The sequence below is a fragment of the Microbacterium zouquanmingi genome (assembly GCF_052266675.1).
Classification (GTDB): Bacteria; Actinomycetota; Actinomycetes; order Actinomycetales; family Microbacteriaceae; genus Microbacterium.
Map to the genome: position 1 here is coordinate 14306 of NZ_JBQPRA010000002.1, position 19950 is coordinate 34255.

Annotated in this window: 19 protein-coding genes and 1 pseudogene; 14 read left to right on the forward strand and 6 right to left on the reverse strand. The window is 66.3% G+C overall.

Features of this window, described 5'->3' with window-relative positions; all coding sequences use genetic code 11:
• The first annotated feature begins 19 nt into the window (after positions 1 to 19).
• The 10 genes from ACTU6V_RS04145 (at position 20) to ACTU6V_RS04190 (ending at position 11882) form a co-directional block, all read left to right on the forward strand.
• Complete coding sequence (locus ACTU6V_RS04145) at positions 20 to 2272, forward strand: cytochrome P450 (RefSeq protein WP_443469522.1); 2253 nt, start codon at positions 20 to 22, stop codon at positions 2270 to 2272.
• A gap of 9 nt (positions 2273 to 2281) precedes the next feature.
• Positions 2282 to 2701: an HtaA domain-containing protein gene (locus tag ACTU6V_RS04150; protein WP_443475016.1), complete on the forward strand. Its 420-nt coding sequence runs from the start codon at positions 2282 to 2284 to the stop codon at positions 2699 to 2701.
• 45 nt (positions 2702 to 2746) lie between these two features.
• Entirely contained in the window at positions 2747 to 3955 is a 1209-nt protein-coding gene (locus tag ACTU6V_RS04155; RefSeq protein WP_443475017.1) for an MFS transporter, read from the forward strand.
• 36 nt (positions 3956 to 3991) lie between these two features.
• Positions 3992 to 4951, forward strand: coding sequence for a PfkB family carbohydrate kinase (locus tag ACTU6V_RS04160; protein ID WP_443475018.1), 960 nt, complete (start codon positions 3992 to 3994; stop codon positions 4949 to 4951).
• A gap of 75 nt (positions 4952 to 5026) precedes the next feature.
• On the forward strand, positions 5027 to 5629 hold the full coding sequence (locus tag ACTU6V_RS04165; RefSeq protein ID WP_443475019.1) for a PadR family transcriptional regulator: 603 nt from the start codon (positions 5027 to 5029) through the stop codon (positions 5627 to 5629).
• Between the two features lie 16 nt (positions 5630 to 5645).
• A complete protein-coding gene (locus tag ACTU6V_RS04170; protein WP_443475020.1) occupies positions 5646 to 7334 on the forward strand; it encodes an ABC1 kinase family protein in 1689 nt (562 codons plus the stop codon).
• A gap of 33 nt (positions 7335 to 7367) precedes the next feature.
• A complete protein-coding gene (locus ACTU6V_RS04175; protein WP_443475021.1) occupies positions 7368 to 7937 on the forward strand; it encodes a sugar O-acetyltransferase in 570 nt (189 codons plus the stop codon).
• A gap of 164 nt (positions 7938 to 8101) precedes the next feature.
• A complete protein-coding gene (locus ACTU6V_RS04180; RefSeq protein WP_443475022.1) occupies positions 8102 to 9544 on the forward strand; it encodes a collagen-binding domain-containing protein in 1443 nt (480 codons plus the stop codon).
• 96 nt (positions 9545 to 9640) lie between these two features.
• On the forward strand, positions 9641 to 11626 hold the full coding sequence (locus tag ACTU6V_RS04185) for a BCCT family transporter (protein WP_443475023.1): 1986 nt from the start codon (positions 9641 to 9643) through the stop codon (positions 11624 to 11626).
• Between the two features lie 97 nt (positions 11627 to 11723).
• On the forward strand, positions 11724 to 11882 hold the full coding sequence (locus ACTU6V_RS04190) for a DapH/DapD/GlmU-related protein (protein WP_443475339.1): 159 nt from the start codon (positions 11724 to 11726) through the stop codon (positions 11880 to 11882).
• A 27-nt stretch (positions 11883 to 11909) separates the two neighbouring features.
• Here the strand turns inward: ACTU6V_RS04190 and ACTU6V_RS04195 are convergent, their stop codons facing one another.
• The 3 genes from ACTU6V_RS04195 to cnbZ form a co-directional block, all read right to left on the reverse strand.
• Positions 11910 to 13232, reverse strand: coding sequence for an MFS transporter (locus ACTU6V_RS04195; RefSeq protein WP_443475024.1), 1323 nt, complete (start codon positions 13230 to 13232; stop codon positions 11910 to 11912).
• Positions 13233 to 13312: 80 nt separating this feature from the next.
• The gene (locus ACTU6V_RS04200; protein ID WP_443475025.1) at positions 13313 to 14131 is read right to left on the reverse strand and encodes a fumarylacetoacetate hydrolase family protein; all 819 of its coding nucleotides are present in this window, start codon (positions 14129 to 14131) and stop codon (positions 13313 to 13315) included.
• Positions 14131 to 14940, reverse strand: coding sequence for a 2-amino-5-chloromuconate deaminase CnbZ (cnbZ, locus tag ACTU6V_RS04205; protein ID WP_443475026.1), 810 nt, complete (start codon positions 14938 to 14940; stop codon positions 14131 to 14133). The genes ACTU6V_RS04200 and cnbZ overlap by 1 nt, the downstream gene beginning before the upstream one ends.
• On the opposite strand from cnbZ, the gene ACTU6V_RS04210 reads away from it, so the two are divergent.
• The 4 genes and pseudogenes from ACTU6V_RS04210 to ACTU6V_RS04225 all read left to right on the forward strand — a co-directional run bounded on the left by ACTU6V_RS04210 (position 14939) and on the right by ACTU6V_RS04225 (position 18000).
• Positions 14939 to 15955, forward strand: a complete 1017-nt coding sequence (locus ACTU6V_RS04210) for a LysR family transcriptional regulator (protein ID WP_443475027.1) — start codon at positions 14939 to 14941, stop codon at positions 15953 to 15955. The two genes, cnbZ and ACTU6V_RS04210, sit on opposite strands and share 2 nt — an antisense overlap.
• A gap of 184 nt (positions 15956 to 16139) precedes the next feature.
• Positions 16140 to 16339: pseudogene (locus ACTU6V_RS04215) on the forward strand (transposase); the annotation flags it as partial.
• A 331-nt stretch (positions 16340 to 16670) separates the two neighbouring features.
• Positions 16671 to 17018: an ArsR/SmtB family transcription factor gene (locus tag ACTU6V_RS04220; RefSeq protein ID WP_443467878.1), complete on the forward strand. Its 348-nt coding sequence runs from the start codon at positions 16671 to 16673 to the stop codon at positions 17016 to 17018.
• A gap of 1 nt (position 17019) precedes the next feature.
• Positions 17020 to 18000: an SRPBCC family protein gene (locus tag ACTU6V_RS04225; RefSeq protein WP_443475028.1), complete on the forward strand. Its 981-nt coding sequence runs from the start codon at positions 17020 to 17022 to the stop codon at positions 17998 to 18000.
• A 6-nt stretch (positions 18001 to 18006) separates the two neighbouring features.
• Here the strand turns inward: ACTU6V_RS04225 and ACTU6V_RS04230 are convergent, their stop codons facing one another.
• The 3 genes from ACTU6V_RS04230 to ACTU6V_RS04240 are packed head-to-tail and all read right to left on the reverse strand — an operon-like array spanning position 18007 to position 19910.
• Entirely contained in the window at positions 18007 to 18729 is a 723-nt protein-coding gene (locus ACTU6V_RS04230) for a ribonuclease H family protein (RefSeq protein WP_443475029.1), read from the reverse strand.
• 22 nt (positions 18730 to 18751) lie between these two features.
• Positions 18752 to 18973: a hypothetical protein gene (locus tag ACTU6V_RS04235; RefSeq protein WP_443467868.1), complete on the reverse strand. Its 222-nt coding sequence runs from the start codon at positions 18971 to 18973 to the stop codon at positions 18752 to 18754.
• Between the two features lie 16 nt (positions 18974 to 18989).
• On the reverse strand, positions 18990 to 19910 hold the full coding sequence (locus ACTU6V_RS04240; RefSeq protein WP_443467867.1) for a VOC family protein: 921 nt from the start codon (positions 19908 to 19910) through the stop codon (positions 18990 to 18992).
• Positions 19911 to 19950 lie beyond the last annotated feature (40 nt).

Consider the following 19950-nt stretch of genomic DNA (forward strand, 5'->3'; position numbering starts at 1 on the left):
GAGAACGACGGAGTTCGACATGACCGACATCCTCACCGCACCCGTAGCCACGGAACGCCCCGTGGCCGCCACCTTCGACGCCATGAGCGACGACTACTACCGCGACCCCGCCGCGCACTTCGCCGCTGTGCGCGACGAGAATCCGGTGTTCTGGTACGACTGGCTGAACGCCTGGATCGTCACGCGTCGCGACGACGTACTGACCGTCCTCGGCGACTGGACCGAGTTCTCGTCCGCCGGAAACACCGCGACGATCGATGTGCCGGAGCGCTTCCAGCACATCGTGCCGCCGGGCCTTATGGCACAGCTCATCGTCGGCATGGACCCCGACGAGCACACCCTGCACCGCAACATCGCCCTGCGCGGGTTCACGAAGGCGCGCATGGAAGAGCTGCGTCCGCAGATCGAGGAGCGCGCGCACCGCATCCTCGACAAGATCCAGCAGCAGGGCTCGGCGAACATCATGGCCGAGTACTGCCTCGACCTGACGACACAGACGCTGCTCGCGCACCTCGGCCTGGGCTGGGAGTACGACGACCTCATGCGCCGTCTTCGCGGCGACATGGGCCGGGTGCTCTCCTCTGCGCAGGAGGAGATGCCCGCCGACGTCATCGACGAGGTGTGGGAGGGCTTCTCGGGCGCGTTCGCCGAGATGAGCGCCGTGGTCGCCGAGCGCCGTGAGAACCCTGGCACCGACTTCATCAGCGAGATGGCTGTGCAGCGCGGCGCGGATGGCGACTACGCACTGACCGTGCCGCAGATCGCCATCAAGATCTGCGAGTTCGCGATGGCCGGCACCGACAGCACCGCCCAGGCGATGACCAACGCCATTCTCTTCCTCAGCCAGAAGCCGCAGTACATCGACGAGGCCATTGCCGAGCCGTCGCTGTGGGCCAATGTCTTCGAAGAGACCGTGCGCCGTCGCCCCTCGGCGCCGTTCGCCTCCCGCCAGGCCATGCGTGACATGGAGCTCTCGGGTGTGCAGATCGCCAAGGGCGACATGATCTGGGTCGCGCTCGCCAGCGCCAACACCGAGGCGGCGCACCACGACGCGCCCTTCGACTTCGACATCCACCGCGAGAATCCCACCGATCACCTCGCCTTCACGATGGGCCGCCACACCTGTCTCGGTCAGGAGCTCGCCCGCGTGCAGGGTGCGACAGGCCTCAAGGTGCTCTTCGAGCGCCTGCCGTCGTTGCGCCCCGAGCAGGACTTCCCGCTCGAGTTCATCAAGATGGCGCTCCTCCCAGTGCGCACGAGCCTGCCGGTCGTGTGGGATGTCGCCGACATCGAAAAGGCCAAGAAGAATGTCAAGCGCGACATGAGTCTCACGATCGCGAGCAAGACGGATGCCGCCGACAGTGTCGCAGCGCTCACGCTGCGGCATCCGGACGGCGACGTCCTTCCCGAGTGGCTGCCCGGCGCGCACGTCGACGTGGCTGTTCCCGTCGCGGGCGGTGGCGTGGTCGTGCGGCAGTACTCGCTGTCGTCGTCTCCGAACGAGCGCAACCAGTGGCGCCTCGGCATCCTGCGTGAGGTGAACGGCCGCGGAGGATCGCTGGCTGTGCACGACGCACTGGCTGCGGGTGACAGCATCCGGGTCGGATGGCCGCGCAACAACTTCCACTTCCTTCCTTCGAAGCGCTACGTGTTCGTCGCCGGCGGCATCGGCATCACGCCCATGCTGCCGATGATCGCGGCGGCAGAGGCCGCCGGCGCCGAGTGGGAGCTGCACTACGGCGGCCGCTCGCGCAGGTCGATGGCCTTCGTCGACGAGCTCGAATCCTACGGCGACCGGGCGCGCCTGGTTCCGCAGGATGAGTTCGGGCACCTCGATCTGGCGGGGATCTTCGCCGAGGTCGCCGCCGACACGCTGGTCTACGCGTGCGGACCCGAACCGCTGCTCAAGGCACTCGATGGAGCCCTCGCGCACTGGCCCGAGGACACCCTGCACACCGAGCGCTTCGCGCCCAAGAAGATCGAGCGCACCAGCCCCGACACCGAGTTCGAGGTCGAGTTCGCGACGTCGGGTCGAGTTGTGACCGTTCCGGTGGGGGTATCGATTCTGGATGCTGCCGAAAAGGCCGGCCTCACCACGATGTCGTCGTGCCGGGAGGGCACCTGCGGTACGTGCGAGACCCCGATCCTCAGCGGTGAGGCCGATCACCGCGACTCGATCCTCACTCCGAAGGAGCAGCAGCGCGGCGAGTCCATGATGATCTGCGTGTCGCGTGCCATGGGCAACTGCCCGCGGCTCGTGCTCGATGCCTGAGCGGCAGTCATGTACCTCGAGTGGAGCATCAAGCTCAGCCTTCTGCTGTACGTCACGTCATCGCCGGGCGGTGCTGTGCGCGCCGATGGCGTGACGTCGCAGAACGGGCAGTTCCGGTTTCCGCTGGACTCTTGCGCTGAGGGCGAGTACGTGACGACCGGATCGGTCGCGCTGTTCGCCCACCACGGGATGCCGATCACGTCACTCGAATCGCTGCGCGCGTATCGCTCGGCAGATGGCTCCTGGCTGCTCGCGACCTCGCCGGGTGGGCAGGCTGTGGATGCTTTCGCGCTCAGCGCCCCGCGGGAAGAGGGCGGAGACATTGTGTTCGATCAGGTGGCACTGACTCCAGCGGGCGCCGAGCTGTTCGGCGGCTATTACGCGGTGGGGGAAGTGTTCGACCCGATCACGGTGCACCGCTCGGCGTGAGCGGGGTGAGCGCCGGGGAACGCTGACACCGATACGGTCGTACACGTGTCTGGTTCCCCCACCCTCGACCCGGCCCTGCGCCGGGCCCGCGTCGGCGTCGCGCTGCTGTTCCTCACGAACGGGGCACTGTTCGCCAACATCCTGCCGCGCTACCCCGAGATCAAAGCATCCCTCGGTCTGGATGCCGCAGCCTACGGCCTCGCGATCGCAGCGTTTCCCGCTGGTGCGATCATCGCGGGTCTTGCGGCGGCGATGTTCATCCGCCGATTCGGCTCCGCGAAGGTCGCGGTCGCCGGAACCATCATCACCAGCCTCGGCATCCTCGCCGCAGGGCTCTCGCCGCACGTGCTGCTGTTCGCGCTCGGCCTGCTGATCGGGGGCGCAGCGGATGCCATCACTGACGTCGCGCAGAACGCCCACGGTCTGCGCGTGCAGCGCGGCTACGGCCGTTCGATCATCAACTCCTTCCACGCCACCTGGTCGATCGGTGCGGTGCTCGGCGGATCGATGGCGGCCGTCGCGATCGCGACGGGTCTGCCCATCGGCATCCATCTGATCATCTCCGCTGTGATCTTCTGCGTCGTCTCGCTCATCGCCCTGCGACTGTGCCTGCCGGGCCGCGATCGCGAGACCGACGAGGAAGCGATCGCCGGCGGCGAAGAGGTCGGAGGTGCGCTGCAGCGCATCACCGCGAAGACCGTCATCGTCATCACAGCGCTCGTGCTGATCTCGATCGCGGGCGCTCTCGTCGAAGATGCCGGGATGTCGTGGGCGACGCTCTATCTCGGCTCGTCGCTCGGCGCCCCCGCAGCCCTCGCCGCGACCGGATACATCGCCCTTGTCGGCGCGCAGTTCATCGGACGCATCGTCGGCGACTCGCTCACCGACCGCTTCGGTCAGCGTGCGGTCGCGATCTTCGGGGGGCTCATCGCCTCCGTCGGCATGGGGCTCGCTCTCGCGTTCCCCTCGATTCCGGGAACCATCATCGGATTCGCGGCCGCCGGATACGGGGTCGCCACCCTCATTCCGGCCGCCATGCAGGTCGCCGATGACCTGCCCGGTCTCAAACACGGCGCGGGCCTCACGATCGTGTCGTGGTTGCTGCGCCTCGGCTTCCTCTTCTCACCGCCCATCGTCGGACTCGTCGCCGACAACGCTGGATTGCGCGCGGGGCTGCTCGTCGTGCCGATCGCCGGAGTCGTCGCAGTGCTGTTCGCGTGGGCGCTGCAGGGGCGGGTGAAGCCGACCCGGTAACGCGATCGGCGGCCCCGTGCTGGGTAGGCTGACCGCATGCCCACCTCCGCACCACGCGTCATCCATACCGGGCAGGCCCTGGTCGATCTGACCATCGAGATTCCCGACCTGCCCGCGCGCGGACAGAACGTGATGGCCTCCTCCGTTGCACAGTACGCGGGCGGAGCGGTCACCGTGCTGCTCGCCGCCGCTCGTCTCGGCGCAGAGTGCGTGCATGCCGGTTCGCTCGGCGCGGGTCCGCACGGAGATGCGATCCGTGCCGCGCTCGCCGCGGACGGCATCGAGGCATCGGCGCCGGTCGTCACCACTCAAGACACCGGGGTGTGCGTGGTGCTGGTCGAACCGAGTGCGGAGCGCACCTTCGTCACCACGCTCGGTGCCGAGCGTGAGATCACCGTCGATTCCCTCTCGACCGCTGATGTTCGCGCCGGAGATCTGGTGTGCGTCACCGGGTACTCGCTCGCTGTCGAGCAGACCCGAGCCCCGCTGCTGGAGTGGCTGACCTCCCTCCCGGAGGAGGCAGTCGTCGTGCTCGACCCCGGAGCCGCATTCGTCGCTCTCCCCGCCGAGGTGCGCGATGCGATGCTCGCCTGCACGCATATCTGGACGAGCAATGCCGAAGAAGCCACCGATCTTCTGGCCGTGCGTGGTGTGGCTGTCGAAGCATCCGACCGCGAGATCGTCGCGCAGGCGCGCGCCCTCGCGCCGGTGATGCGATCGGATGCTGTCGTGATCGTCCGCGACGGAGCCGAAGGCTGCGCGGTGTACGTTGCCGGCGAGACGACGTATGTGCCGGGCTTTCCGCAGACTCCGATCGACACCAACGGCGCCGGCGATACGCATACCGGTGCGCTGCTCGCCGGCATCGCAGAGGGGGCCGCGTGGGTCGAAGCGTGTCGCAGAGCCAACGCCACGGCGGCGATAAAGGTGACCAGGCGTGGGCCGACGACCGCCCCGACCGCTGCTGAGGTCGAGGAGTTCCTGCGGACGCAGTGACGAGCGCGGGAAACCCGGACTTCCTTAACGACACATAGCGATATATCGTTAACTCCAGGATTTCAGGAGGTCAACATGAACGGTTCATTCCCTGCCGGCGGTTTCGGATCCGGCTCGCCCTTCGGCGGATCGGGCTCGCCCTTCGGCGGCGCAGGCGGCCCGGGGGCCGCGATCTTCGATGCGCTCGATCAGCTCCGCAAATCCTTCGAGCCGCGTCCGGCCGGCTCCACGCGCATGGCGCGCGGCGACGTCCGCGCGGCGGTGCTCTCGCTGCTCGCCGAAGAGCCCATGCACGGCTACCAGATCATCCGCGAGATCGAGGATCGCTCTGGCGGATCGTGGAAGCCGAGCGCGGGCTCGGTCTACCCGACCCTGCAGCTGCTTGCCGACGAGGGGCTCGTCTCTGCGGATGAGCAGAACGGACGCAAGACGTACTCGCTGACCGAAGCGGGTCGCGCCGTGGCTGATGACGAGGCGGATGCTCCGGCACCGTGGAAGTCCAGCGGCCGCACAGGCGAGAGCGTGCACCGGCACACGGCGCTGGCGAAGGCCGGCGTTGATCTGGCCGGCGCGGCTGCGCAGCTCGGCCGAACGGGCAGCTCCGAGCAGCTCGATGCTGCTGTCGAGGTCCTCGACGACGCCCGTCGTAAGCTGTACGCGATCCTTGCCCAGGACTGATCAGCAGAGGGGCGCCATGGCCGTCGAGCAATCCGTGCGGCCCCATCGTGCTCGCTATCGACGCATCCTGAGGTTCGCGTCCGTCCAGCTGGTGCAGCTGTGGTGGTTCGAGCTCGTCCTGCCCCGTGTGGGGTTCGCCGGCATCAGTGAGCGCACCCGCACTGACCGGATGCGCCGACTCGCCGAGCGTTTCCATGTGCTCGCTGTCGACCTCGGCGGACTGATGATCAAGGTCGGCCAGTTTCTCTCCTCACGCATGGATGTGCTGCCTCCGGAGATCACCGAAGAGCTCGCCGGTCTGCAGGACGAGGTACCGCCGGTGCCGTTCGCCGACATCAAGGAGCGCGTCGAATCCGAGCTCGGTGTTCCTCTCGAGCGCGCATACGCGTGGTTCGACGAGGTGCCGCTGGCCGCGGCATCCCTCGGCCAGGCGCATCGCGCACGCCTCTCCGATCGCGACGCCGACGACGCAGGATTCGCCGACGTCGTCGTCAAGGTGCAGCGGCCCGGCATCGACGACATCATCGCCGTCGACCTCGCGGCCCTTCGCAAGGTGGGCGGGTGGTTGCGCCGGATCCGGATGGTGTCAGACCGAGTGGATGCTCCGGCCCTCGTCGAAGAATTCGCGCAGACCAGTCTCGAGGAGATCGACTACCTCCACGAGGCCGCCAATGCGGAGCGGTTCGCGGAGAACTTCGCCGACGACGATCGGGTTGCGGCGCCCGCCGTGGCATGGGAGCGCACCACGAGGCGGCTGCTCACGCTCTCGGATGTCACCGCGATCAAGATCAATGACATCGAGGCGCTGCGCGGCGCCGGCATCGACCCGGTCGAGGTGGCGCAGGCATTCGCTGCGGCCATGTTCGAGCAGGTGTTCACGCACAGCTTCTTCCACGCCGATCCGCACCCGGGCAACATCTTCGTCACACCCATGCCGGGCGGCGACTGGCGCCTCACGTTCATCGATTTCGGGATGATGGGTGAGGTGCCGGAGGGCTTGCGAAGCGGGCTGCGCGGACTCGTCATCGCGGTTGCGTCCCGCGACGGCACGCGTCTCGTCGAGGCAGTGCAGGAGGTCGGTGTGCTGCTGCCGTCCGCCGACACCAAGAGCTTCGAGCGCGCGGTGACTCAGCTGTTCGCGCGTTTCGGCGGGATGGGCTTCGCCGAGCTGAGCACGGTTGACCCGCGGGAGTTCCGGGACTTCGCGCATGAGTTCGGTGACACGATCCGCTCACTGCCGTTCCAGCTCCCAGAGGGCATGCTGCTGCTGTTTCGTGCAGTGTCGCTGACCTCGGGAATGTGCAGTGGCCTCGATCCGAGATTCAATGTCTGGGATGCGGTGGAGCCGTTCGCCGGCCAACTGCTGCGCGATGAGTCAGGCAACACGTTGAAGGGCTTCGCCCAGAGCGCCTGGGACTCGGTCGGTACGGCGGCTCGGCTGCCCGGGCGCATCGACGCCGTCATCACCGACATCGAAGCGGGCAGCGTCTCGTTCGACACCTCGCGGCTCGAGCACCGCATGGACGCGCTCATCCGGATCGGTCTGCGCGTGGTCTCAGGGGTGCTGTTCGCGGGGCTCGCGATCGGTGGAGCGCTACTGCTCGGTCCTGCGCCTCCGCTGGGAATCGTGCTGCTCTCGGTATCGATCGTCCCTCTTGCGCATGCTGTCCTCGCAGGGCTTTTCGGGGGTTCTCCGCGCAACTGAGCGCGGCATCACCGAGAGTCGTAGTCTGGCCCTATGGACCTGCAAGACCTTCTGGATGCCATGAACGCTGGTCAGACGATCACCGGAGATTCGCCCCTGCACGAGGTCATGCATCTCGCCAGTCAGCGGGCGCAGCGCATCACCGGTGAGCTCAACGGCGGCTATCACGAGCCCGCCCGAGTGCGCGAGCTGCTGTCGGAGCTGATCGGCGATCCTGTCGACGAGACAGTGACGCTCTTCCCGCCGTTCACTTCGGACTTCGGGCAGAACATCACACTCGGCAAGCGGATCTTCCTCAATTCTGGTTGCAGGTTCCAGGATCAGGGGGGCATCACTATCGGCGACGACTGCCTCGTCGGCCATAACGTCGTCATCGCCACGCTCAACCACGACCTCGCGCCGAGCCGTCGTGCCGATATGCATCCGGCACCGGTCGTCATCGGTCGAAACGTCTGGATCGGCGCGAATGCGACGATCCTCCCCGGTGTGACGATCGGCGAGGATGCGGTGGTCGGGGCAGCATCCGTCGTCACGAAGGATATGCCTGCCGGCGCGATCGTCGTCGGATCGCCGGCGCGGTTCGTGCGGTCGGTTCTGCACTGATAGTTGGTGGTTCTGCACTGACGATCTGCGGTTCTGCACTCACGACTTGTGGTTTTGCACTGACGATGTGTGGGAGCGCTCCCGTTGGGTTAGTTTCGTTCGTTGGGCGTTCCAGAGAAGTAACCTCCACGACATCAATTCTGGGTTTCTGGGAGGAACAGCCAATGCGGACGACGCTGCAATCGCGCACGTGGAAAAAGGGGATCTCGGGAGTCGGCGCCATCGCGCTCGTGACCGGTGCGCTGGCGGTGAGTGGTGCGACGGCCGCCACCGCAGCAGCGCCCACGTTCAACCCGTTCGAGATCAATCGCGGTTTCACGATCGTGTCGCAGGGCGACGTCGTTCTGGGTAACGGTGAGGTGGAGGGAGCCGTCGCAGCGTTCGGAAGCGTCTCCACCCCGAACCTCAACGGATTCCCGGTCATCCATACGGCGGCAGGCCTGCCGGACTACACGGTTCCTCTTATCGACGGCTCACCCGTGCGCATTCTTGCCGACCGATTCGTCGGCACAGGAGCTCTCGACGTTTCGAATCGCGACGACTCAGGCTCCATTGATTCGGGCTCCGCTGAAGCGAACGCGACGGTCAAGGTCGTCGATACGACGGGGCTCACGGGATCGCACCGCGGAGGCGGTTCGGGCAATGCGGCCGGTGTCGACTTCCTGCGCATCACGAATGCCGAGGGTGGCCTGATCGATCTGAAGTCCGTGCCCTTCGCCGGCTCCGATGTCGCCGACTACGAGACCGACGAGGCGTCGGTGGGAGCGTACTTCTCGGATGTCGCTGCACAGATCGCTCAGGCGGACCAGTGCTTCGCGTCGATGTACGACACCGACCTCGCACTGACGAACCGGGTCGTGGTGGAAGATCAGGGCGGACTCGTCTTCGCAGAAGGCTTCGCCACTGACAAGCCCAATGTCATCGACTACGCCGATGTCGCGGGGAAGACCGTGAAGCTCGATCGAGCTGACGGATACCGGCCGACTGCCGAGGCGCCCCTGGTGATCCGGGTCGCCGGCGATGTCACCACGCTCGGCCAGCTCCGGTTCGAAGGATGGTCGGCGGGCGCGGCCCAGCAGCAGTCGCTCGCCCGGCACATCGTGCTGGATCTCTCTGCAATCACCGGTCCGATCGCGATCGATGGTCTGGAACTAGGCGCGATCTGGGCGCCGCACGCGGACCTGCGCTTCAACTCGGGTGTCACGACGAACGGACAGTGGTTCGCCGCGAACGCATCGACCGCCGGTGGCGGCGAGATCCACCACCACGCCTTCTCCGGAAGCCTGCCCTGTGCGGAAACGCCGACGGAGCCGACCACTCCGACTGAGCCGACCACGCCGACCGAGCCGACCACGCCGACAACGCCGACCACGCCGACAACGCCGACCGAGCCGATAACGCCGATTGAGCCGACAATGCCGACGGAGCCGACGGAGCCGACAACGCCGATTGAGCCGACAACGCCGAGTGCAGGTGCCGGCGCGTCAGCATCCGACAGTTTGGCCACGACGGGTGCGGACGTCTCCGTGCCGCTGATCTCTGGTGCTGTGCTCGCTATGCTTTCCGGCATCGCGCTGCTGTTCGTGCGCCGAGCGCGTCGCGTCTGACGAAGCGTCCGCACAGCGACCGGCGGCCGGAGCGCCGCCGGTCGTGACGACACGCTTTTCTGAAGTCGTTTTCGCATCCGTGCCAGGATGACTGACATGGGTACCCCTGGTGATCAGTCCACATCCTCCGAGGCTCACCGCGACGGGCAGCCGAAGACCGGAAGCGTTCCGCAACGCGCGGTGGCGAAATCCACGGATGCTGCGCGAAAGATCGTGCACGACCTGTCGGTGGCGCCGCCTCGCGGTCTTCACCCGGCGCTGATCCCTGGTGTCTCGGTTGAGTCGACGGGGCGCACCTACCGGACTGATCCGCTCGTCTTCGGCATCGCGATCACGCTGATGCTCGCCTTCATCGCGTGGGGCGTGTTCGCCGGCGACAACCTCGCGGGCACCAGCGCCACCGTGCTCGACTGGGTCCTCGACTACTTCGGTGTCTTCTTCACCGTCATCGCCACCATCGTGCTCTTCTTCATGTTGTTCATCGGGTTCAGCAAGTTCGGGCGCATCCCACTCGGTCGCGATGACGAAGTTCCCGAGTACTCGATGTTCTCGTGGATCTCGATGCTCTTCGCTGCAGGCATGGGCATCGGTCTGGTGTTCTGGGGCGCTGCCGAGCCGCTCACGATGTTCGAGTCGCCGCCTCCGGGAACGGTCGAGGCGAGCACTCTCGACGCCATGCACACCGCGCAGGTGCAGGTGCTCTATCACTGGGGTCCGCAGGCATGGGCCTTCTACGCACTGGTCGGCGGCGCGATCGCATACGGCGCATACCGCCGCGGCCGCACCCCGCTCATCTCATCGATCTTCGCCCCGCTGCTGGGCGAGAACCGCACCACCGGTCCCATCGGTCGAACCATCGATATCTTCGCGATCATCGTGACGCTGTTCGGCACTGCGGCGTCTCTCGGCCTCGGTGCTCTGCAGATCGGTCACGGGATCGAGATCGTCACGGGCATCGGCGAAGTGGGCAACGGCATCCTCGTCGCCGTCATCGCGGTGCTCACCGCGTGCTTCATCGCATCCGCCGTGTCGGGTGTCTCCAAGGGCATTCGCGCGCTTTCGAACATCAACGGGATCGCCGCTCTCGTGCTGGCGATCTTCGTCTTCTTCGTCGGCCCGACGATGCTGATCCTCAACGTGCTGCCGGCAGTGGCGGTGCAGTTCATCGGCGATCTTCCGACGCTGATCGGACGCTCTGCATCGCAGGGCGTCGAGGCCGAGGACTTCCTCGCGGGCTGGACGATCTTCTACTGGGCGTGGTGGATTTCGTGGTCGCCCTTCGTCGGCATGTTCATCGCCAAGATCTCTCGCGGCCGCACGCTTCGCCAGTTCGTATCGGTCGTCATCCTGGTGCCGTCGGTCATCTCGCTGTTCTGGTTCGCGATCTTCGGCACGACGGCGATCGATCAGCAGATGAATGGGGCGGGTCTGGTCACTGATCCACCCGAGCAGGTGCTGTTCGACGTGCTCGGAAACCTACCCTTCCCGATGGTCACCAGCATCGGTCTCATCCTGCTCATCGCCATCTTCTTCATCACCGGCGCCGACTCCTCGTCGCTCGTGATGGGAACCCTCTCGCAGCAGGGTCGACCGGAACCGGCGCGGTGGGTCTCGGCTACCTGGGGAACCCTCGTCGGCGTCATCGCGGCTGTGCTGCTCGTCTCGGGCGCAGAGGGGAGCGGGTTGAAGTCTCTTCAGAACGTCACGATCGTGGCGGCGCTGCCGTTCGCGATCATCATGGCCTTCATGATGATCGCGCTCATGAAGGACCTGCGTCGAGATCCGCTCATTCTCCGCGACCGATACGCGCGCCTGGCGGTGCGGCACAGCGTGCGCACGGGGCTCGAGGAGTACGGCGATGACTTCGCGCTCGTGCCTGTGGAGTACGACCACTCCGAGGACGACATCGCGTGGGTTGCCGAGGACGACGTCGACGAGAGCCTTGCCGAGGTGTACGAGGCGGCGACGGAGGCGGTGGATATCATCCACGACGTCGATGGCGAGGCGGTCGCCGAGGTCGCGGAGATCGCGGAGACCGGTAAGGCCGACGATGAGTCCGAGGGCGGTACGAAAACCTCCTGACGCAGTATCCGCTCAGCCGCACAGAGCCGGACGAACTGAAACTCACCGATGTCACCGAGCGGACCTCGTCCCCAGCGGCCGGGCCGGTATGCACCCCGTGCCGGTCGCTATCGGCCGCAACGTCTGGGGCGGCGCGAACGTGACGATCCTGCCCGGGGTATCGATCAGCGACGATGCTGTGGTCGGTGCTGCATCCGTCGTCACCAGGCATGTGCCCGCAGGCGTGATCGAAATCCGCAAGGCGGGTTGCCGGTGATCCGACGCCCCACCTTGCGCAGTTCGCTCAACCTTGCAGATTCTCCCGCGAGGTCTCCTTGATCGTCAGCAACGTGATTGTGCTGACGATGCCCGCAAAGACGAGCAGCACGCCTGGCGAGACTGGGTTGCCAGTCCACGAGACGAGCGCCGTCGCGAGGTAGGGCATCACGCCGCCGCCGAGAATCGCGGCAATGTTGAAGGCAAGCGACATGCCCGTGTAGCGGACCTTCGTCGGGAACAGCTCCGCGTAGGCGGCGTAGGACGCGCCCTGCACGAACACGAACGGCAACGCGAGGATCGCGAGGGCGAGCCAGGCGATTGGGATGCTCTTGGTGCCCATCATCGTCATCGCAGGGATCACCAGGACCGCGTACCCGACGAAGCCGATGAGGAGCGTGCGCTTGCGCCCGATCTTGTCGGAGAGGCGTCCGCCGAACGGCGTCAGGATCGCGAGCATGACGTTAACGGCGGCGACCATCCAGAACACGATCTGCGGCTCGAAGCCCTGCACCTGCGTGAGGTAGATGTTCATGTAGACCAGGCCCACCCAGAAGCCGACGTTCAGCCCGAACGAGATTCCGAGCATGCGCAGGAGCGACGGCCAGTGGTAACGGAGGACCTCGCGCAGTGGCGACTTCGTCGTCGTGCCGTCCTCCTCGGCCGCCTCGAATGCGGGGGTCTCCTCCATCTTGCCGCGCAGCCACACGGACACGACGATGAGCGGGATCGCGGCGAGGAACGGCACGCGCCAGCCCCACTCCGCCATGGCTGCCGGACCCACAGTGAGCGTCGTGAGGCCTGCGACGGTGGCGGCGAGCGCGCCACCAAGGGCAGCCCCAGCGGGAACGAAGGCGGCAGCCAGGCCGCGCTTCTCGTTGGGCGCGGATTCGGTCACGAACGCTGCGGCACCGGTGATCTCGCCGCCTGCGAAGAAGCCCTGCGCGAGGCGTGCGGCCACGAGCAGGATCGGCGCGAGCGCACCGACGGCGCCGTAGCCGGGGAGGAGCCCGACTGCGGCGGTGGAGACACCCATGCCGATCACGGTGAGCATTAGGATCTTGCGGCGGCCGAGCTTGTCGCCCCAGCGTCCGAGGATAATGCCGCCGACAGGCCGCATGAGGAACGACGTCGCGAAGACAGCGAGGGTCGCGAGGAGCGACGCGATCGGGTCGTCGCCCGGGAAGAAGATCGGGCTGATAAGGACGGCCATGTAGGCGTAGACGCCGAACTCAAAGTACTCGATGACGGTGCCGGTGAAGCCGGCGGCGACCGCGCGAATGTTCATTTTCCGGGGCGCTGAGGAGAGGGTCGCGCGGTCATCGTCGACCACGCCGCGTGTAGTTGTCATTTCTGTTCCATTCACTCATGAAAAGGGGCCGAACAGGTGATTCCGGAGGAGCCGGCGCACCGGCTCCTCCGACGGGTGTGTCAGCGAACGAGCTGGCTCTGTGAACCGAGGTTGTCGATCGTCAGTTCCATGCGGTCACCGGGCTTGAGGTAGCGATCGGTGACGAGGCCGACGCCTTCGGGGGTGCCGGTGGAGATGATGTCGCCTGCATGCAGGCGCATACGGTGCGAAACGTGCTCGACTAAGCGCGCGACGTCGAAGATCATCTGGTCGGTATTGCTCTGCTGCATGACCTCACCGTTGACGGCGAGGCTGATCTCGAGCCCCGACGCGTCGCCGACCTCGTCGGTCGTCACGAGCCAGGGCCCGAGCGGACCGAACGTTGGGGCGCTCTTGCCGATCGTCCACTGGCCGGGTCCGTCGAACTGCCAGCCGCGGTCGCTCACGTCGTTGCAGATCGTGTAACCGGCGACGACGGACAGCGCGTCTGCCTGGCTCACCTGCCACGCGTCGGCTCCGATCACGATCGCGAGTTCGACCTCGTGGTCAAGCTTCGTCGACCCGGCGGGGGTGACGACATCGTCGAATGGGCCCGATATCGACGTCGTCGCCTTGTGGAAGACGAGTGGCGCGGTCGGTGCCGCCAGGTTCGTCTCCTCCGCGTGTGCGTGGTAGTTCAGTCCGACGCCGACGAAGACGCCCGTACCACTCACGGGCGGCAGTACCTGGTCCACGTTCGCGACCGGGAGCGCGGCGACGTTCACATCCCGCAGTGACACGAGCGCCGCCGGTGCGAGCGCATCGCCAGCGAGATCGTCCACGACGCCTTCCAGGCTACGGGCCACGGCGTCGTCGTCGACGACACCGACGCGGACCGCTCCGCCATCGAGATAGCGCATCAGACGCATTCGTGTGCCCCAATCTGTGCCGCGATGGCGCCGAGGTCGGCCGTCGCCGGGTCCACGCGCAGTTCGAGGCTGACATCGCGGCAGTCCATCTCGAACTCGAGCCCGACGACGGGCGGGTTGGCGTTGATCATGACCGAACCCGCCGCGATGCCGAGCTCGGGCTCGACGAGGTCGCGCACAATGTCGTGCACCTCGTGCACGGTGTAGACCTGCGCGGTCGCGACGGCGCGGTCGCCGACGCCGAGTGCGACCATGCGGCGCCGCATCTCGGCGACGACGAACTCCGCCTTCTGGCGGAGCGCCGCGGGCGACGTATCGCCTTGCGCGATGATATGGCCGTCGTAGCCGCCCTTGCCCTCGGGCGCTTCGGCGGATCCGGAGATCACGTAGTCGGGTGCACCGGCCGCCGCGTTCGGCACACTGAAGGTGAACGCGTGGATCGACGCTTCGCCGACCGTGACGCCCGCGGGACAGACGTTGCTGCGCGCGATTGGGTTGTCGGCGGTGTCGCCACGCATGTCGAGCTCGTTGAGCAGGGCGATGTAACGGGTGTTGAGATCAGTGAAGCCGCCGTCGCTGAAGGGTGCGGGCGAACGCATCTCGACGGCGCCGATCGCTGCGGCCGGGCGGCCCGCGGCGCGGACGATCGATGCAGCCAGGCGTAGACCCTCCTCGAACGGCGTGGGGCGGGTGAACTGCACGCGTGTGAGTCGGTGTTCGGGCGTGGCGACGATGCCGCCTGAGTACTGCACGACGCCCGGCATGAATGCGTAGCCTTCGGCCTGAATCATGGTGTCCATGTCGGTCCTTTCTCTGGATGCCGATAGTCTGGCACCTGATAAATCGACTGAAAAGCGCGAGGAATCGGGGTTTGGTATCGAAAAATTAGATGGCGCACACGCGCACGCACTGGAGACACGTGCGGTCGCGTACTTCCGCGAGATCGCGCGTGTCGGATCGATCGCCGGTGCCGCCGCGAATCTCTACGTCGCACCGTCGGCGATCAGCCGCCAGATCACATTGTTGGAGGCGGATCTCGGCGCGCGGGTGCTCGACCGTGGTAGGCACGGTGCGACCCTCACCGCCGCGGGGGAAGCGCTGCTCGAGCATGCGGATCAGACAGCGGTCGGGCTGGAACTCGTGCGCTCCCGCATGCTTGACGCGCGCAGTCAGGCACGCGGACTCGTGCGCATCGCGACTGTGGAGTCGGCGACCACGGTGGTCCTCCCGAACTTGATGCGACGTGTTCGCGAGGAGTACCCGCAGGCGGAGTTCCGCCTCGAGGTGCTCGGTTCGCACGCCGTCGCCGAGCAGGTCGCGGACGGGGAAGCGGACCTCGGTGTGACGTTCGGCCCACCGGCGCGAGCCGGGGTACAGGTGCTCGCGCACGCGCCGGCGCCGCTCGGCATCGTCTCGCGTGGGTCCAGTCGGTTCGCAGGCTCGAATCCGATCGCGCTTGAAGCTGTCGACGGCGCTTCGGTCGTCCTCCCGGTGAGCCGGTTCGGGATTCGTCAGGAGATCGATCGCGCGGCACACGAGGTTGGTGTCGCGTTCCACGTCGTGATGGAGGCGAATAGCCTCGCCGCGCTTTGCTCGCTCGTGGCACTGGACGACCTCGTCTCGTTCCTGCCGCGCATGGCGCTTGGCGTGACGCACGCGACCGACACGCTCTCCTTCCGACCTGTCAGTAACCGCCGCTTCGAGTCCACCGAGCTCACGGCGATCGCCCCGTCTTCGGTGCGAGGCGGTGTTATCGTGTCCGCGGCGCGGGAAGCGCTTGTCGCGCAGATCGGGCGGTTCGCCGACGAGGACTGATCTGCGCGGCTCCGGAGGTGCGCGATACTTCTCGGACCCGGTGGGCGCGGCAACTAGTGAATCTCGATATTGCGCGAGTAGCGGCGGCTCGTGATGCGCGCCTGCCTTCGCCGGCTGCGAGCATGCCAACGGGGCGTGACACCTCGACCGGGCGCTGCCATCGGCGTGTCACAGCGGTCGACCCGGAGAGAACCTGGACCGGTTCCGCAGCGAGGCCGCATTCGCGAAACTCACCGGCACCGCCCCCTGCCTGCATCCTCCGGCAAGAGCACACGGATGAGGCTGAACCGCGGAGGCGACCGACAAGCCAACCGCGCCCTCTACCTCATCGCCATCGGCAGACTCCAAAACGACCCCGAGGCACCTGCTCGAGCGCGCCGACGACACGTCAGCAGCACGCGCTGCGTACCGGCGGGCAGCGCGGCTCTGCGCGAATCTTGCAGAACAGCGCTACCTCGTCCAGCAAGCGGCTCGACTCGACTGACCGGCAAGCTTGGTCACAGCGGCATACTGCGGCGAGACTCCTCACGACGTCTTTCGAGCTATCACACGATCGCCTGAAGGCAGCCTCGCTGTCGAGCGCGGAAACCGACAAGAACTGGCCGAGATACGCGAGAAGTCATACGGCGTCGGCGAGTTCCGCCGCCGTTGGGCGGAGAAAGAGGAAGAAAAAACCCCTTGACGCAGCATCCGCTCAGGCGTAACGTGCAACCAAATGGTTGCACAACGAGAACTGAGCGGAGCGGAGATCGACCGTGTGTTCCATGCACTGGCGACGGCGACTCGGCGTGACATCCTGCGCCGCACGATCGGCGAAGAGCAATCCGTGTCGTCCCTCGCGGGCGACTACGACATGTCTTTCGCTGCCGTGCAGAAGCACGTCGCGGTGCTCGAGGTCGCCGGCCTCATCATCAAGCGCGCCGAGGGACGCGAGCGGCTCGTCCGCGCGAATCCCGAGATGATCGCACGCGCTCGGGCACTGCTCGCCCGCTATGAAGAATTGTGGCGGGACCGCGTCACTCGCCTCGATGATCTGCTCTCTGAAAACACCGAAGGAGACTGAAATGCCTGTCACCGATATCACCACGGATGCCGAGAATCTCACCGTGACCGTCGTCGCCGACTTCGCGGCTCCGATCGAACGGCTCTGGCACGCCTTTACCGACCCGGCCCAGCTCGAGCGGTTCTGGGGCCCTCCCGGGTGGCCCGCCACCTTCACCGAGTTCGATTTCGCGGTCGGTGGCAAGGCGCTCTATTACATGACGAGCCCGCAGGGTGAGCGCTCAGGTGGCTCGTGGGAATTCCTGAACATCCTCGAACCGCATGGCTTCGCGGTCATCGACGCCTTCGCGGACGCCGACGGCAACCCGCTCGAGGGTATGCCGGCGACGCGGATGACGTTCGGTTTCGAGTCGACGGATGCCGGCAGCCGCATGATCAACACCAGCCATTTCGACTCGGCCGAGGCTCTCGAGCAGGTCGTCGCGATGGGTACGATCGAGGGATCGCGCATGGCCATGGCGCAGCTGGATGCCGTGCTGCAGGATCTTCGCGAGTACGCGCAGGGCAAGGGCACGCGCGTCGAACTGCTCGACGACACGCACGTGCGGATCACGCGCTTCGTAAACGGTCCGCGTGAGCTGGTCTGGCGCGCGCATCACGACGCCGAGCTCGTGAAGAAGTGGATGCTGGGGCCGGACGGCTGGGAGATGACGGAGTCCGTTGTCGGCACCGTCGCCGGCGACACGTACCGCAACTCCTGGGCGCCGATTGGTGACACCGAGGGCGAGCCCTTCGGGTTCGAGGGTGAGGTGCTGCTCGTCGACGCGCCGCGTCGCGCCGTGACGACCGAGCGGATGCAGGGCACCGAAGGTCCGCAGATGCTCAACGATCTGAATCTCTACGAAGAGGACGGCGCCACCCTCGTCACGGTGCTCATCGAGTACCCAGACAAGGAGACGCGCGACATGATCCTCGCCACCGGCATGGCCGACGGCATGGAGGAGTCCTTCGCCCGACTCGAGCGCGAGGTGCTCGGGGCCTGACGCGCCTCAGATCAGACGGCGCAAGGCTTGCTCGAGAGAGATGCCCTGCGCCTGCGCACGGTCGCGCAGGCGCGCGTGCTCGTCGGGCGTGAGCGTCACGTGCAGATCGATTGCGGATGCCGCGGGCCCTTCGACAGGCTCAGGGACCTCGAAGACGTCGAGCAGTGAGGATGCTTCGGCCCACAGCGGCTGTGCAGGCCCTTCGACAGGCTCAGGGATCGGGATCGACTTCTGCGCGCTCGCTGAGCCTGTCGAAGCGTCGCTTCCGAGGGTGAAGCCGGGGCCGCGGCGCGGCTCCTGCTTCGCCTGGTACGCCTTTGCAGCCGCGTTCGCCCGCTCGTCAGCGGCTTCGTTCAGATCGTGCCCTGCGTGACCCTTCACCCAGGCGAACTTCACATCTCTTCCCTGCATGGCCTCATCCAGCGATTCCATGAGGTCGCGGTTCAGAACGGGGGCGCCGTCGGCTTTGCGCCAGCCGCGGCGCTTCCACCCCGGCATCCATTTGGTGATCGAGTCGATCACGTACTTGCTGTCGCACATGATCAGCAGCGATTCGCTGGAATCCGCCGTGGCCTGCAGCAGTTCGAGGACCGCCCGCAGCTCGCCCTGGTTGTTCGTTCCGTGCGGAGAACCGCCCGCCGCCCAGTTGTCATCGTCGATGTACCAGGCCCAGCCGTTCGGTCCTGGATTGCCGAGGGCGGAGCCGTCTGCGGCGGCGGTGATCGTCATCCTTCAACCGTAACCGGTTGGGTTAGGCGTGCTCTTCGGGCGCGTCGTGCTCTTCGGGTGCGGGAAGCGCGACCGGGACGCTGATCGACGAGACGCTCGTGCTGGCTTCGAGCCCCAGGCCGATCTCGAGCGGATCGACCGGTACCTCGGGAAGATCGTCGACCGAGCCGTTCCGATCGAGCGGTTCGCCGGGGAGGGCGGCCCAAGCATCCTTGTCTGCGGGGTTCTGCGAGAAAAGTCCCATGATCTCCTCGGATGATCTAGAAGTCGTCGATGATGAGCTTGCCCATCTCCATCATCCTCGCGTATGCACCCGGACGTTCCATGAGTTCGCCCATGTTCTCCGGAACGATCTGCCAGCTGAGTCCGTACTTGTCGGCGAGCCAGCCGCAGACTTCGGCTTCGGGGACGGCGGTCAGGGCATCCCAGTAGTGGTCGAGTTCTTCCTGATCGGCCACGCGCACCTCGAATGAGATGCCGCAGTCGAACGTGAAGTCGTGGACTGAGCCGCCATCCATCATCGAGAACCACTGATCCGCCAGGCGGAACTCGCCGAACATGATCGTCCCCGGCGAAGCATGCGCGGACGGCGCCTCTTGCGCCGTCTGCGGTGGATGCACGGCGATGTAGCCGACGCCCGCATCCGGGAACAGCGAGCAGTAGAACTGCGCCGCTTCACGCGCCTTGCCGTCGACGGACTCGGTGAACATCAGCTGCGGGATGAGGAACGGGCGCGACTCGCCATCGGGACTCGTGAGGATCAGCTGCCAGTTCACGCCGTAGCGGTCTTCCACCCACCCGTACCGCGGACTGAACGGGTACTCGCCGAGCTGCATGCGCACCTCTCCGCCCTCGACAAGACCAGCCCACACGGCGTCAAGACTGGCGCGCGCGGCATCCCCATCACCATCGAATCGCAGCGGGTCGAAGTTCAGCATGAACGACACCGAGGGGTTCGGGCGAAACTCCGCCCCCGCGTTGATCAGCGTCAGCTGATAGCCGTCCACATCGACGTCGACCGTGAGCGTCTTGCCGGCGAAGTCGGCCTGCCACTCTGCCACCTCATCGGGATAGCTCGCGCCGACCGTCGCTGTCGTGTCGGGCAGGATACCGGCGTAGAACTCGCCCGCCTCGTCGGCGTTCTGATCGAACCAGATGTTCGGAATGATCTTCTGAGACATCTCGACTCCTTTGTCGTGACGGCTATGACGCGGAATGCGA

Coding starts and splice junctions, on each gene's coding strand:
- ACTU6V_RS04150 (WP_443475016.1), top strand. CDS start 2,282: ATGTACCTCGAGTGGAGCATCAAGCTCAGCCTTCTGCTGTACGTCACG.
- ACTU6V_RS04160 (WP_443475018.1), top strand. CDS start 3,992: ATGCCCACCTCCGCACCACGCGTCATCCATACCGGGCAGGCCCTGGTC.
- ACTU6V_RS04220 (WP_443467878.1), top strand. CDS start 16,671: ATGGTTGCACAACGAGAACTGAGCGGAGCGGAGATCGACCGTGTGTTC.
- ACTU6V_RS04225 (WP_443475028.1), top strand. CDS start 17,020: ATGCCTGTCACCGATATCACCACGGATGCCGAGAATCTCACCGTGACC.
- ACTU6V_RS04145 (WP_443469522.1), top strand. CDS start 20: ATGACCGACATCCTCACCGCACCCGTAGCCACGGAACGCCCCGTGGCC.
- ACTU6V_RS04175 (WP_443475021.1), top strand. CDS start 7,368: ATGGACCTGCAAGACCTTCTGGATGCCATGAACGCTGGTCAGACGATC.
- ACTU6V_RS04235 (WP_443467868.1), bottom strand. CDS start 18,973: ATGGGACTTTTCTCGCAGAACCCCGCAGACAAGGATGCTTGGGCCGCC.
- cnbZ (WP_443475026.1), bottom strand. CDS start 14,940: ATGGACACCATGATTCAGGCCGAAGGCTACGCATTCATGCCGGGCGTC.
- ACTU6V_RS04185 (WP_443475023.1), top strand. CDS start 9,641: ATGGGTACCCCTGGTGATCAGTCCACATCCTCCGAGGCTCACCGCGAC.
- ACTU6V_RS04240 (WP_443467867.1), bottom strand. CDS start 19,910: ATGTCTCAGAAGATCATTCCGAACATCTGGTTCGATCAGAACGCCGAC.
- ACTU6V_RS04200 (WP_443475025.1), bottom strand. CDS start 14,131: ATGCGCTATCTCGATGGCGGAGCGGTCCGCGTCGGTGTCGTCGACGAC.
- ACTU6V_RS04195 (WP_443475024.1), bottom strand. CDS start 13,232: ATGACAACTACACGCGGCGTGGTCGACGATGACCGCGCGACCCTCTCC.
- ACTU6V_RS04180 (WP_443475022.1), top strand. CDS start 8,102: ATGCGGACGACGCTGCAATCGCGCACGTGGAAAAAGGGGATCTCGGGA.
- ACTU6V_RS04170 (WP_443475020.1), top strand. CDS start 5,646: ATGGCCGTCGAGCAATCCGTGCGGCCCCATCGTGCTCGCTATCGACGC.
- ACTU6V_RS04230 (WP_443475029.1), bottom strand. CDS start 18,729: ATGACGATCACCGCCGCCGCAGACGGCTCCGCCCTCGGCAATCCAGGA.
- ACTU6V_RS04210 (WP_443475027.1), top strand. CDS start 14,939: ATGTCGGTCCTTTCTCTGGATGCCGATAGTCTGGCACCTGATAAATCG.
- ACTU6V_RS04165 (WP_443475019.1), top strand. CDS start 5,027: ATGAACGGTTCATTCCCTGCCGGCGGTTTCGGATCCGGCTCGCCCTTC.